Annotated in this window: 10 protein-coding genes; 7 read left to right on the top strand and 3 right to left on the bottom strand. The window is 51.9% G+C overall.

What is annotated here, in order from left to right; all coding sequences use genetic code 11:
* Positions 1-40: 40 nt before the first annotated feature.
* From MJZ25_12050 to MJZ25_12070, 5 genes are all read left to right on the top strand, one after another.
* Entirely contained in the window at positions 41-172 is a 132-nt protein-coding gene (locus tag MJZ25_12050) for a hypothetical protein (GenBank protein ID MCQ2124905.1), read from the top strand.
* A 205-nt stretch (positions 173-377) separates the two neighbouring features.
* Positions 378-533 (top strand): hypothetical protein, encoded by a 156-nt coding sequence (locus MJZ25_12055; GenBank protein MCQ2124906.1) that lies wholly within the window; start codon positions 378-380, stop codon positions 531-533.
* A gap of 58 nt (positions 534-591) precedes the next feature.
* Positions 592-1,170 carry a hypothetical protein gene (locus MJZ25_12060; protein ID MCQ2124907.1) on the top strand — a complete coding sequence of 193 codons (579 nt, stop codon included), beginning with the start codon at positions 592-594 and terminating at the stop codon, positions 1,168-1,170.
* A 10-nt stretch (positions 1,171-1,180) separates the two neighbouring features.
* Complete coding sequence (locus MJZ25_12065) at positions 1,181-1,465, top strand: hypothetical protein (protein MCQ2124908.1); 285 nt, start codon at positions 1,181-1,183, stop codon at positions 1,463-1,465.
* Positions 1,466-1,595: 130 nt separating this feature from the next.
* Positions 1,596-3,740, top strand: coding sequence for a hypothetical protein (locus tag MJZ25_12070; GenBank protein ID MCQ2124909.1), 2,145 nt, complete (start codon positions 1,596-1,598; stop codon positions 3,738-3,740).
* A gap of 308 nt (positions 3,741-4,048) precedes the next feature.
* On the opposite strand, the gene ligA is transcribed toward MJZ25_12070, so the two are convergent.
* The gene (ligA, locus tag MJZ25_12075) at positions 4,049-6,214 is read right to left on the bottom strand and encodes an NAD-dependent DNA ligase LigA (GenBank protein MCQ2124910.1); all 2,166 of its coding nucleotides are present in this window, start codon (positions 6,212-6,214) and stop codon (positions 4,049-4,051) included.
* A gap of 97 nt (positions 6,215-6,311) precedes the next feature.
* On the opposite strand from ligA, the gene MJZ25_12080 reads away from it, so the two are divergent.
* Complete coding sequence (locus MJZ25_12080; GenBank protein ID MCQ2124911.1) at positions 6,312-8,360, top strand: hypothetical protein; 2,049 nt, start codon at positions 6,312-6,314, stop codon at positions 8,358-8,360.
* On the opposite strand, the gene MJZ25_12085 is transcribed toward MJZ25_12080, so the two are convergent.
* Together MJZ25_12085 and MJZ25_12090 are read right to left on the bottom strand one after the other, a co-directional pair.
* A complete protein-coding gene (locus MJZ25_12085; GenBank protein MCQ2124912.1) occupies positions 8,357-9,871 on the bottom strand; it encodes a hypothetical protein in 1,515 nt (504 codons plus the stop codon). The two genes, MJZ25_12080 and MJZ25_12085, sit on opposite strands and share 4 nt — an antisense overlap.
* Positions 9,855-11,702: a hypothetical protein gene (locus MJZ25_12090; GenBank protein ID MCQ2124913.1), complete on the bottom strand. Its 1,848-nt coding sequence runs from the start codon at positions 11,700-11,702 to the stop codon at positions 9,855-9,857. The genes MJZ25_12085 and MJZ25_12090 overlap by 17 nt, the downstream gene beginning before the upstream one ends.
* Before the next feature lie 153 nt (positions 11,703-11,855).
* Between MJZ25_12090 and MJZ25_12095 the strand changes: the two genes are divergently transcribed.
* Positions 11,856-12,680 carry a hypothetical protein gene (locus tag MJZ25_12095; protein MCQ2124914.1) on the top strand — a complete coding sequence of 275 codons (825 nt, stop codon included), beginning with the start codon at positions 11,856-11,858 and terminating at the stop codon, positions 12,678-12,680.
* Positions 12,681-12,683: the final 3 nt, after the last annotated feature.

Below are 12,683 nucleotides of genomic sequence, written 5' to 3' on the forward strand. Positions count from 1 at the left end.
CTGGACCTTCCAGGAAGTCGACGCAAAGCTCGATGGCATCATGACCTCCATCTACAAGGCTGCTTCCTCCGCTGCTGCAAAGTACGGCGACAAGAAGAACCTCGTCATGGGTGCAAACATTGCTGGCTTCCTCAAGGTTGCCGACGCTATGAAGTGGCAGGGTGCAGTTTAATTTTTGCGAAGCAAAAATTAAATCAAGCTTCCAAAGCTGTAAAAAGATCCTCGGTGAATAACCGGGGGTCTTTTTTTGTTGACACAAAATTTTTTGCTGACAGTTGTTTTCGTATAGCGTTGTTTTGTGTTTTCCAAGCAACTTCATAAAAAATTCAATCGTTAGGAGGAATCATGAAGCGTGTTTTGACTTTGGTTACCAGCACATGTTCTTTAAGCGTTTGGGAGCCTATTTTGAAGTTGGCTCAGGTTTCTATGCCGGCGATGGTGGCTACTATTTGCACTACGATAGCAGTGTGGATAAATTGAACAATAAGGACTGGGAACTTCATTCCGGTTTCGGTTTGAAGGTCTGCTTCTAAACTACAAGAAATATTACACAAAGGGGCGACGGTTCATATCGGCGTCTCTTTTTGTTTCGTGAATTATTATCTTTTTCACTGTTTTGAAGAACAGTCGATGAGAAATTTCTTTTTCATAAATTTATGTGCCCTATTTGTTTTACTAACCGTTCAGGAGAGTTTTGCTGGCTCTTTGACGGATTTACGCGATGGTAAGACTTATAAGACCGTTACCATTCTCGGGCAGGAATGGATGGCGGAGAACCTGAATCTCGAATACAATGTGGGCACAGCAAAGAGCGGCTGTCTGATGGTAAAAGGTAATTTTCCTGGTTGTGATTTTTCCACTCCAGAAGGGAGTACTATGGCTCGTTGCAAGGCCGCCGTCTATCCAGAGGAATGTGATAAGCATGGTCGCACCTACACATGGGCTGCTGCAGTGGACAGTGCAGGACTTTATGGTCGAGACGGTTTGGAATGCGGGTCGGGCAAATTATGTGAACGAGCAGGATATGTCCGTGGTATATGCCCCGAAGGTTGGCACTTGCCCAGAAGAGATGATTTTTACAGTTTGCTTTCGGAGTTAAAACGCGAAATAAAGGAAAAAACAGGACCTTTATTAACCTCTTGTGTTGAAAAAAAAAACAGTGAAAAATAATGTATTGAGTGTGGGTGATGGTTGTTCGATGGATGACTTCGATCCAGATTATTTAGATTTTAAGTGCAATCTTCTCGGTTTTGAGTATGAAAATCTAGGTCCTGACCATATGGCGTTCTTTTGGACATCGACGAACTATTATGATGAGAAAGAACGTGAATTTTACGTTACTCAAATGTTTCTGAAAACGGGTGAATTTGGGTCTTTAAGTATTTGGCCTTCGAAAGTAAGTGTTGGCTCGTCAATTCGTTGCATTCGTGATCCTGACCAAAATAGTCCAAAAGTTTTCAAATAAAAATGTTGTTCTAAAGAGGCTGCGATCCGTCGCGGCCTTTTTTGTGCGTTCGTCACAGTCTTAAGTTTATTATTAATTTTTTCTTACATAGAGTTTTTTTCTTGTTATATTGTGTTTTAGGAGGTTCCCCTTGTTTAAGTATTTCAAGTCCGTCGTTAGTTTGTGTGCGCTGCTTGGTGCCACGTCTTCCTTCGCCTATGTGGAAAAGATGCCCGATTTCAAGGACAAACGCGACGGTCGTGTCTATAAGACGGTTCAGATCGGTCAGCAGCGCTGGTTTGCCGAGAACCTCCGTTTTAGCCTGAAGGGCAGTTACTGTTACGAAAAGAAAGACTACAACTGCGAAACCTACGGCCGCCTTTACACCTGGGCCCAGGCCCGCATGCTGGTAGATTACTACAACAGCACCTCCATCAAGAAGATCAAGCAGATCAACAAGGTTCACGACATTTGCCCTATGGGCTGGCACATTCCCTCCAATAAGGAATGGAAGACCATGAAGGCCTACGTGGGTAAGCTTGGCATTAGCGACGGTGTTGGCATTAGCCTCAAGTCCCCGGAACTGTGGGAAAAGGAACTGCGCCTTCCTGCTGGTAGCGATGAATTTGGCTTCAGTGCGCTCCCTGCCGGTGAACGCTACTTTATGGGCGAGTACATGGACCAGGGTTCCTCCGCCCAGTTCTGGGCCTCCAACGAATACGATGCTGGCGGTGGCTATTTCTGGCGCCTTTCCTACGATTCCAGAACCTTGGACCGCATTTACGAAAGCAAGGAAAACGCTGTTTCCATCCGCTGCATCGAAGACAAGCTTTACGAAATCAAGGAACCTCCTTCTCCTGTGCCTCATATCGAGCCCAAGGTGGTTGAAGTCCAGGGTCGCAAGCTGCAGACCGTGCATATCGGCGACCAGGTGTGGATGGCCAACAACGTAGATACCAAGGTTCCGGGCAGTTACTGCTACGAGAACAAGGAAGAAAACTGCCAGAAGTATGGCCGTCTGTACCCGTGGACAGCCGTGGTGAAGCTTGCCGCCGAGTACACGAACAAGGTGGCCCGCGACTCCATTTCCAAGGTGAAGCCCAAGGGCATTTGCCCCAACGGCTGGCATGTACCTACCGCACGCGACTACTATCGACTGGATTCCTACCTGAAGGATATTGACGATGCCGTGGGCGTGGGCACCAACCTGAAGTCCCGTACCGGCTGGAACGAAAGCGACGACGCCCTGCAGGGGATCAACGGCTTCGGCTTCAACGCGGAACCTTTCGGCGTCATCAAGTACGGCGAACCCAAGATGATCTGCGAAACCATCATCAAGGACATTATCCTGCCCGAAAAGAAGGGCGCACAGCCTGACACCATTTTGACGGACTCCTGCGTGGTGGATCCTGAATGGAAACCGGCGCTGGCATTCACCGCCCACGGGAACTTTACGGGATTCTGGTCCGGCACCGAGGCGGATACTACGACCGCCGTGGTCTGGAAGCTTTCCAACGACGAAGACGACTTTATCCAGGATTCCGCCAAGAAGGAAGAAGCCTACTACCTGCGCTGCATCATGGACCCGCCGGATATCGACGAAATCTATGATAGCACTTCCATCTACGACAAGCGCGACGATAACCGCTACAAGACTGTGGTGGTGGGCGAAGATACCTGGATGGCCGAGAACCTGCGCTTTGCGGCTCCGGGCAGCTACTGCTACGAAGACAAGGATATCCGCTGCAAGTCCTACGGACGCTTGTATCCGTGGCATGTGGCTATGAGATTGCCTGAAAACTACATCGATGAATCCATGACCGGCATGATCCTGGAAGAACATCAGGGTATTTGCCCCGACGGCTGGCATATTCCTACGAACAACGAATGGATTGCCCTGGGCCAGAAGGCCTTGAACATGCGTAGGGGAGGAATCGGTTCCGCCCTGAAGAGCAAGGAAGGCTGGGTCCGCGGTGGCGCCCCCATTTCTGCAGTAAGCGGATTCAACGCCCTTCCGTCGGGTAGCCGTTTTGCGGAAGGCGAGTATGCGGAACTTGGAACTAGCGCCTACTTCTGGGCTGCCCAGGGCGGCGACGGAAACGGTGCTGTGTACTGGAACATCATCAATTCCAAGGACGACTTTACGCCCATGGAAGACTTCGACAAGTTCTCCTTCTCTTTGAGATGCGTGAAGAACAAGGCCGCCGCGGAAAAACCTGTCGCGGAAAAAGCCGCCGCGGAAAAACCTGTCGCGGAAAAAGCTGCCGCGGAAAAAGCTGCCGCGGAAAAACAGTAATTATACGCCTTTCGGAAGCAAATTTCGGAAAAATCGCTCAAATTACGGGAAAAATCACAAAAAACGAGTGGTTTTTCCCGTAATTTTTTATATAAAGTAACGAAAATAGGCTGGTTTTCCTGATTTTGTTCTTGTTTTTGGTGTGTTTATAAGAAAAAAGTGGCTGCGAAGCCCCCGTTTACACCATTTTTTTACAAATATCAGGCTTTTGTGTGTGGATAAACTAATGTTTTACGGGAAAACGACACGAAAATGCGAGGATTTTCCCGTAAAAAAGGGGTGTTTTTGAAAATTATCCCCTTTGCGATCTAAAAAAGACTCGTTTGAAGGGGCATTTCTGCTGCGTCGGCTGAGGTTTTAGCGGCGTCGGCAGAGGGTTCCGCCGCGTTTTCAGTACTTTCTGCGATTTGCTGCAGCAGCCAGGCTTCGTCGTGCACAGGCACGCCCAACTCGTTTGCCTTGGTCAGCTTGGATCCCGCTGCTTCGCCGACCAGGACCCAACTGGTCTTCTTGCTCACAGATCCGCTGACTTTACCGCCGTTCTCTTCGATGAGCTTGCGGGCTTCGTCGCGGTCCATGGACGGTAAGGTGCCGGTGATGACTGCGGTCTGGCCGGCGAAAAGCGTCTTTACGACGCCCTTGAATTCCTGCGGGCACCCGAGGGCAACCAGTTCATCGATTTCTGCGGTGTACATGTCCGTATGGAAGAAATCGTATACGGAGTACCCGATGCGTTCGCCCACGTCTGTAACGCCCTGCAGCTGTTCCGGTGTGGCTGTGCGGATAGCCTCCAGCGTACGGAAATGCTTTGCGATGTTGCGGGCGCTGGTACGGCCTACAAAGCGGATTCCTAAACCGTGGAGCAGATTCTCCAGGCTGCGTTCCTTGCTGGCCTGGATGGCGTCAAACACATTCTTGGCGCTCTTCTTTGCCATACGCTCCTGGCTTTCCAAGTCCTCCATGGTAAGGCGGTACAAGTCGGGAATACGCTTGATCTTGCCTGTGGCGATGAGGCTTGCGATGAGGCTTGGGCCCAGATTTTCGATGTTCATGGCTTCGCGGCTGACGAAGTGTTCGAAGAGGCATTGCACTTGCGCTTTGCAGTGGAGATTTTCGCAACGTAAAATGACTTCGCCATCCACATGGGTGAGGGGAGTGCCGCATTCGGGGCACACTTCCGGGGCGCGTACAGGTTCAGCCCCGACGGGGCGCAATTCCTTCTTGACGTCGGTAATCTTCGGGATGATTTCGCCACCCTTCTCAACGCCAACTGTATCGCCGAAATGCAAATCGAGGCGGGCCACTTCATCGAAGTTGTGGAGGGTGGCGCGCTTTACCGTGGTACCTGCAAGGCGCACGGGTGCAAGGTTCGCTACCGGCGTCACGGCACCGGTGCGGCCCACCTGGAATTCCACGGAGAGCAGGGGCGTGTAGGCGCGCTCCGCCTTGAACTTGTAGGCGATAGCCCAGCGGGGGCTCTTGCTGGTGGTGCCCAGGGCACGCTGCTGTTCCAAGTTGTTCAGCTTCACCACCATGCCGTCGATGTCGAAAGGCAGGTTGTCGCGGTCCGCTCCGATCTTCTCGGAAATCTTCATGATTTCATCAACCGTATCGGCGGTCCAGAACTGGTTGGTGTTGAAACCCAGCTTCTTCAGCAGTTCCAAATTCTGCTGATGAGTCTGGTTGGAACTTTGGGGAATATGGTATGCAAAGAAGCGCATGGGGCGTGTCTTGCATTCGTTTACGCTCTTCAGCTTGAGGGAACCGGAAACCGTGTTACGGCAGTTCTGGAAAATTTTCTTGCCTTCAAGAATCAACTGCTCGTTAAGGCGTTCGAAGGCCTCCCGCTCCATGTAGACTTCGCCGCGGACCTCGAAAGTGCCTGCGGGAATTTCCGACGGGTCGACCTTCAGCTTCTTTGCGTCAAAGTATTCGGGAATGTCGGAAATCGTCAGGGCGTTTAAGGTGACGTCGTCGCCCTGGGCGCCGTCGCCGCGGGTCACCGCCTGCTTCAGGCGACCATTCTCGTACACGATGCTGAGGCTCACGCCGTCGATCTTGCGCTCGCAAATCCATCTTGAGGCGCGAGGTTCCTGGCTCGAGGTGCGAGGTTCCGGGCTCGAGGCGCGCGAATTCAAACCACCGAATATTTCTTCCAGACCCTTCTCGGCGGCATCCACGAACTCCTGCATTTCCTCGGCGCTGTACACGTTGGAAATACTGAGCATCGGCACCGCATGGGTCACCTTTGCGAAATCATTGACCAGGTCGCTACCTACACTCTTGGTCAGCGAGGTTCCATCGCCCAGCTCCGGATACTTCCTTTCCAGGGCTTCCATCTCCTTGAGGCCAAAGTCGAAATCCTGGTCGCTCATGGGGGATACGCCTTCCTTGTAGTAAAGGCGGCTGGCTTCTTCCAACTGTTTCTTAAGCTCGGAATATCGGGCGAGGTCAATGTCTTTCTGGTTGATCATTTTATATCCTATTTCGCGGTTAAAAATAAAAAAAGTGCAGTGCCCTGTACCAAATTTTTTAGTTTTGTTCGTGGCTTAGGAGGCGTGGAAAGATTCAATGCAGCTGAAGAACGGTGCAAATTACTTGAAGGTTTTGGCATGGATTTTACTCCTGCTGTTGTCGGCCTGTGGCAACGACGACACGAGCCTTGTTGATTCCGTTCAAGTGGATGCTATCGAATCTTCCGCTACGAACCAAGCCTCCTCTTCCAGCAAGCGCGCGGAACGAGTCTGCGTCACCATCAACGGCGTGCTGAACGACTGCAGCACGGGTACCCCGCTGGACACTGCCGCCAACCAGCTGGAAAGTTCCTCCAGCCTTGGCCCCGACCAGATGATGGATGAACGCGACGGCAAAATCTACAAGATCGTGACTATCGGCCACCAGGTATGGCTTGCCGAAAACATGCGCTACTGGCGCTCCGACATCGCATCGGGAACCTATATCGTCAGCAACCGCATGGGCTACTACTACAGCCAGGAAACCGCCAAAAAGGTTTGCCCCATCGGCTGGCACTTGCCCTCCTTATCGGAATGGCAATTCCTCCTCAATTCCTTTGCCGCCAAGAGCGTCAGCGAAGACGGAAAAAATTACGTCTATGAGTACATGGGTACCATGCTCAAATCCAAGGACCTCTGGGACCCGCCCTATACTGGAGAAGACGAACTTGGATTCAACGCCCTGCCTGCAGGCTACACGGTTTACGAAGTACTTTTTAGCGAGGGCTCCGTGGCTGTATTCTGGACCTCCACGCAGACGAAGTTTTATGGCATGAGTGCCGTGGTTGAAATGGATTCCGATCACGACTACGCGATGATCGACGAGGAATTTGATGAGTACGCCCTCTCTGTCCGCTGTATCTACGGCAAGGCGAAAGAGGATACTACCTCCGGCGACATTTTCCCTCCGAAAGTTTCCTCCAGCAGCGCGAAGTCCTCCAGTAGTGTAAAAACCGGATCCTCTTCCTCCTTCTGGGATGAAAGGTGGGAAGCCTTCGAGGACGACATCGGCACCGTCTACCCGTCCATCGTGATTGGAAAGCAGAAGTGGATGGCCCGCAACCTGGATTACAAAACACAATACATGGACCAGTCCTCCGCCATGCAGCTTTGCCCCACGGGTTGGCATCTGCCTACCGAAAGGGAATGGGCCTACATGCTGTCCAGTTTTGCTGACCCCCGCAGCGAAGGCAGCAGCGTGTACTATAGCCATGTGGGCAGCAAACTCAAGTCTAGCGAAACTTGGGTGGGCAAGGACATTGGCTCCAATGAACTAGGCTTCGATGCCCGTGCCATAGGCTTCGTTAATGAGGACGGTGATACCCTTGGCATTGGCCAAACTGCGAAATTCTGGACAGCATCTGCGTATGGTGATTCCGCCATCATCGTCCGCCTGGTAAATAACGACAACTACGCCGAAGTAACCAAGGAATATCCCAAGTCTAAGCTCCCTGTTCGTTGCGTAAGCGATGAGACTCTCTTTGAACTGAGCTCCTCCAGCTTATTTACCAGCAGCAGTTCCTCCGCCGCCGAAGTCAAGCCCGACGGCACCTACGATTGCTCCCCCTACTCCTATTACGACTGCATCACGACGGAGTACCTTGACCCTAATATGACCTACATGGATGTAATGGATGCCCGCGAGAACAAGGTGTACAAGGCCATCCAGATTGACACCCTCTATTGGCTTGCCCAGAACCTGGACTATCATCAAAGTGGATGCTATAGTGCGACCATTGGTGAATTAGAGCTTAGCAACCATAAACTCTATGGCTATATGTACCCTTGGAAACAGGCCAAGGATGCCTGCATGGCGGGATGGCGAATTCCTACCAAGGCTGAATACGAAGCCTTGTTTGAAAAAATATCTGTAGGTGATGAGCTTGGTCTGGCGATCCGACCCACAGGATATGGTGTAGAGGGCGAGGAAGGATATGTAGATGCGGGCACCAAAGCTTATTTCTGGACATCCACAGAATACGTTTACTATGCCTTTAAAGATGAGTTTGTTGCCCAGTATGATGTTTCGACAGGAAGGAGCGATGTTTCGTGGGCTTCGAAGCTCGAAAACCTCATGGCAGTACGTTGCGTTCGCGAGGTGAACTAGAAGTTAAACCCGATATTCAGTGTGCAGAAGAGTCCGTTGCCAAAGGCATAGGACTCGTCTTTTTTTGTGCTTGGCTTTACGGGCTGATCGGGGTCCACTGGTAATTCCGGCTTGGGCTTGTGGTCATCCACTTCGGCAGTAAAGGGAATGAGCTGGTAGGCGTTTGCGTCGAAATGGAAGGGGCCGTAGGCCAGGCGCACACCGAGAGCCGCGATGGCTCCGATACTTGTTACATCCCAGGAGTTTTTTTCCACTTCCTTCTTGGTGATGATCAGCTGGGTGGTTTCGGAGGTGAACTCAGCGTCGGCGGAGGCCTTGGCGTAGTAGAAGTTGGCGGCGATTCTCGGCTCGATGGCGAAGGTCCTTTCGGCGGGAACATTTTTCGCGTCGCCGGCTGAGTTGCCGAAAGTCTTGTGGTAGGCGAGGCCCGCCAAACCGAGGCCACCTTCCGCGTCGGCGTCCACGCGGTAGTTCATCTGCAAAAAGTTGAAGGACAGGGCCTGCAGTACGGATGTTTGCAGAGCTCTGTTGGGAGCCAGAGTTTCGTGGAAGCGCTTGCCGTCGTTATCCAGATGACCCTGGGCGTAAATAGCCAAGGCGTTAAAATCCAGGGAGCCGGCGGCACTTGCTGAACCGGCGGCACTTGCTGAACCGGCGGCGTCACCATTACCGGCAAACGTTCCGATTACATCATTCCACTTAACATCGGCCACATGCACGGACCCCGAGACCGGCGTGTACATAAAGCGCTTGGTATCCCCATCCTGGGAGCGGATGCCGTACAGCGTAATGTCGCCATTGATGTACCTATAGCCTACGCTGAACTTTTCGACGCGGTCACCAAAGCGATCGTTGCGGCCCCAGCTATACCGTCCCCTTAAATTCCAAATATTCAGGGAGTCCCTGATAAAGTACTTTTCGCTCCTGTTGAAGGGCGTACTCTTGTAGTAATTGCCGGCCAGGTCCAAGCGGTGTCCGCGGGCCTTAAACCCCAAGGACAATCCCTTGTTCAAAATATGGCTTTCCCAGTCGGCGGAAATATCCGGCACCATGTCGCTCTTGTTGTAGGCCCACTTGACCCGCGCGATATCTAGATCGCCTCTGCCAAGTTCCGTTCCCACATAGAACAGGGAATCTGCCGCGTGCAGCGTCATGGTGGCGGTAACCCAGGGGCGGGTATCCACCGAAGCTCCCAAGGTCAAAAACTTGTAATCACTCTGGTAGGCGAAGCTTCCCACCAAGCTTCCGGAACCGTTGCCTTTGGAGCCATCGTTGCCCGGGAATCCGTAGGAACCAATATCCAGGTCCCAGTCGTCACCATAGGTTAAATGGTAACGTGAATATTCCACGCTGGCGGAGAACTTGTGTTCGCCAACCTTCAGGGAATAATCGTTCAATAAAAAAAGCCCCCCGCAGGCAAAATCTGCACTGCAGGCGAGGCTTGGTAGAAACGCGGTCGCAGCAAGGGCTGCGAGACCGCATTTTCCGAAGAACTTAGTCTTCGTAGTCATCATTTTCTTCGTAATCGTCGCCGATGATGTAAGTGTCGAAGAAGTTCCAGAACTTGGATTCGGTCATTTCGGGGAACATGCCGCCGAAGGTGTAGTCCGGGAAGATCACTACAGACTTTGCATCTTCAGGAGAAACGATACCCTGGACGAAGTCGGTGAACTTTGCGGTAACCTTGCCGCTCTTGTCGGTGAAGTTGACGACGTTGGGGAAGATTTCGCCTTCGCTGCGAGCAAATACGGATCCGTCGGTGGTTTCCTTACAGAATTCGTTGCCCAGGTCGAGGTCGTTAATGGTAACTACCGGCGGAACATCGTCTTCGTCATCATAGCTGTAGTAGTTGTAGCTATCGCCATCGAGAGTGAACTTTGCAACGCAATCCACAACTTCCACGTTGAAGGTACCGTAGGCATAGCCACCTTCGTAGTCAATGTTGAAGGAAATGGTAGTGCCGTCTTCACCTTCTTCGTAGTAGGCGGAAGCATAGGTTGCACCTTCGCTTTCGGCCAGGTCGTTCTGGATCTGACGTTCGCTCATGTAGGCTGCATAGGAACCGTAGAGTTCGGAATCCCACTGGGTGTCGCCATCGATGGAGAACCAGTCCTTGGGATCCACGACCTTGTAGTAAGGAGCGTAGCCCTTGATATCGGAGGTGAGTTCGAAGAACTTGCCTAGGTTCACCTTGTAGACCTGCTTGTCGAAGGTAATGTCGATGGCTTCGCTGAGGCCCTTCTTGTAGTATTCCAGGGAGTCGATGATCTTTTCCACCTGAGCGATACTCATGTCGGCATCTTCGCCCTTGCCCACAACGTACATGTCGTTGCTCTGGTCAATCTTGTTTTCTGCTTCGTACAGCTTGTATTCGAAACCGTACTTCACGTAGTCAATGGCGTTTTCCAGGTCGTTCGGAATGTTCTTGTAGCGGGTGAGCCAATCTTTCTTGACGGTGCCGAAGGGATGGTCGCGGTCCAGGAGTTCCACCACGTACTTGGCGCCAACGTTGGTCTTGTAGTTGGATTCGTTGAGGTTGATGAGGGAATCGATCCAGTCGTACTTGCCGTCCTTGGAAACATCGATGTCGAAGCTTGCCACAGCGGTCATGATGGCGCGTGCAACGTAGAGGGCAGCAACTGCGGGGCCGAATTCGCCGTTATCCAAGGTAACGGTGTGGTTGTCGAAGGAATACTTGATGCTGAAGGTTTCGGCATCCATCACGTTCTTGAAGTAGGTGATGGCGGTATCCACTGCCGGGAGCCATTCGTTGGCGATTGCGTCCTGGATGCGGTCGGTAATGACCTTCTGGGAAGATTCCTTGGCCAGGGCTGCGGTCTTCACCACGATGTTTGCGGCGTCGCCAGCGTTAATCTTGTAGAGGGAAGCGCGAACGTCTACATCGCCAAGATCCATGTCGGATTCGGAGTCGTCGGAACCGATGAGGGTCTGGATGGTGTCTACGACGTCGTTAAAAGTCTTGTTGTTGAGAAGGTCTGCCACGGTAGCGAGGGCATAGCCCACCTGTGCTTCGCAGTTACCCGGATGAGCGTCGAGAGCCTTGGAATATGCGCTCTTGATGGTGGCGCTCAGCTTCTGGGATTCCTTGAGGTCGCCTTCTGCGAAAGCTTCCATAAAGTCGTAGATATCCTGCTGGGCGGCGTTCATTTCCTTGATGGCGGATTCGTCGGTGAGTTCTTCACAGGCGGAAAGCTCGACCTTGACTTCTTCGCTGGGTTTTTCTTCGTTGCCGGAACCGACAGGATCTTCTGTAGTGGAACATGCAGCCATCATTGCTGCGACACTTGCGGCAGCGAGGGCTGTGGATTTCTTGAATTTCATTACATGCCTCCTTTTACATACATGTTTTGGTTTTGAATAATTTACAAAAAACTTACGGGAAAAAGCCGTTTTCAAGGAAAAAACTCGAAAAAAGTGATTTTGGTTAAATTCAAAAGAATTATATTTCGCAAAAATCTATAGGATGGAGAATTTATGGTAAAGCTCAATATTGCCCTGGGTGTACTGGGATTTGGTCTGCTGGCAGCTTCCTGCAGCGATAATATCACCAACAACTACTACGAATCCGAAGCTAGGGTAGATACCCTGGTGGTGCTGGATACCATACACCAGATCGATACCATCCATTCTATCGACACCCTGTACATCAGCGAGCACGATACCATCCACTCCATCGACACCCTGGTGGGTCTCAACGGACTTTCCGCCTACGAAATCGCCGTGAAGAACGGCTACGAAGGCTCCGAGGAAGAATGGGTGAAGAACACCATCTTCAGTTTCGTGAAGGACGACCGCGACGAGCAGGCCTACAAGACCGTGCGTATCGGTAACCAGGTGTGGATGGCCGAAGATATTGCCTACCGAATCCCCGAAGGCGGCGATGGAGCTTACTCCTGGTCCGAGGCCAAGGAAGACGCCTGCTTCGACGGCTGGCACCTGCCTAGCGAAGGCGACTGGGAAGACCTTTTCGACTACATTGGCGGTAGCGAGGTTGCCGGTGTTCTTCTGAGATCCACCGACGCATGGCGCACCATCGAGAACAAGACCGATTCCTACACGACCGACTTCAAGGGCGTGGACGCCTACGGCTTTAACGTAAAGCCCATCGACGAACGCAATACCAACAATTCCACCATGGCAGTGACCCTGAAGTCCACCAAGTACTGGACCTCCACCAAGGCCAAGGAAGGTGGTGACGGCAAGGTGGTGGTATTCAGCGGTGACCGCGACGCCGTTACGGTTACTGCAGGCGACTCCGACGACACTTACGCCGTTCGCTGCCTGAAAGACTCCGAATAATCA

The sequence above is a fragment of the Fibrobacter sp. genome (assembly GCA_024399065.1).
GTDB lineage: Bacteria > Fibrobacterota > Fibrobacteria > Fibrobacterales > Fibrobacteraceae > Fibrobacter.

Bases quoted from the DNA above. Each gene is read 5' to 3' on its own strand.
- MJZ25_12055 (MCQ2124906.1), top strand. From the start codon at position 378: ATGTTCTTTAAGCGTTTGGGAGCCTATTTTGAAGTTGGCTCAGGTTTC.
- MJZ25_12095 (MCQ2124914.1), top strand. From the start codon at position 11,856: ATGGTAAAGCTCAATATTGCCCTGGGTGTACTGGGATTTGGTCTGCTG.
- MJZ25_12080 (MCQ2124911.1), top strand. From the start codon at position 6,312: ATGCAGCTGAAGAACGGTGCAAATTACTTGAAGGTTTTGGCATGGATT.
- MJZ25_12085 (MCQ2124912.1), bottom strand. From the start codon at position 9,871: ATGACTACGAAGACTAAGTTCTTCGGAAAATGCGGTCTCGCAGCCCTT.
- MJZ25_12090 (MCQ2124913.1), bottom strand. From the start codon at position 11,702: ATGAAATTCAAGAAATCCACAGCCCTCGCTGCCGCAAGTGTCGCAGCA.
- ligA (MCQ2124910.1), bottom strand. From the start codon at position 6,214: ATGATCAACCAGAAAGACATTGACCTCGCCCGATATTCCGAGCTTAAG.
- MJZ25_12050 (MCQ2124905.1), top strand. From the start codon at position 41: ATGACCTCCATCTACAAGGCTGCTTCCTCCGCTGCTGCAAAGTACGGC.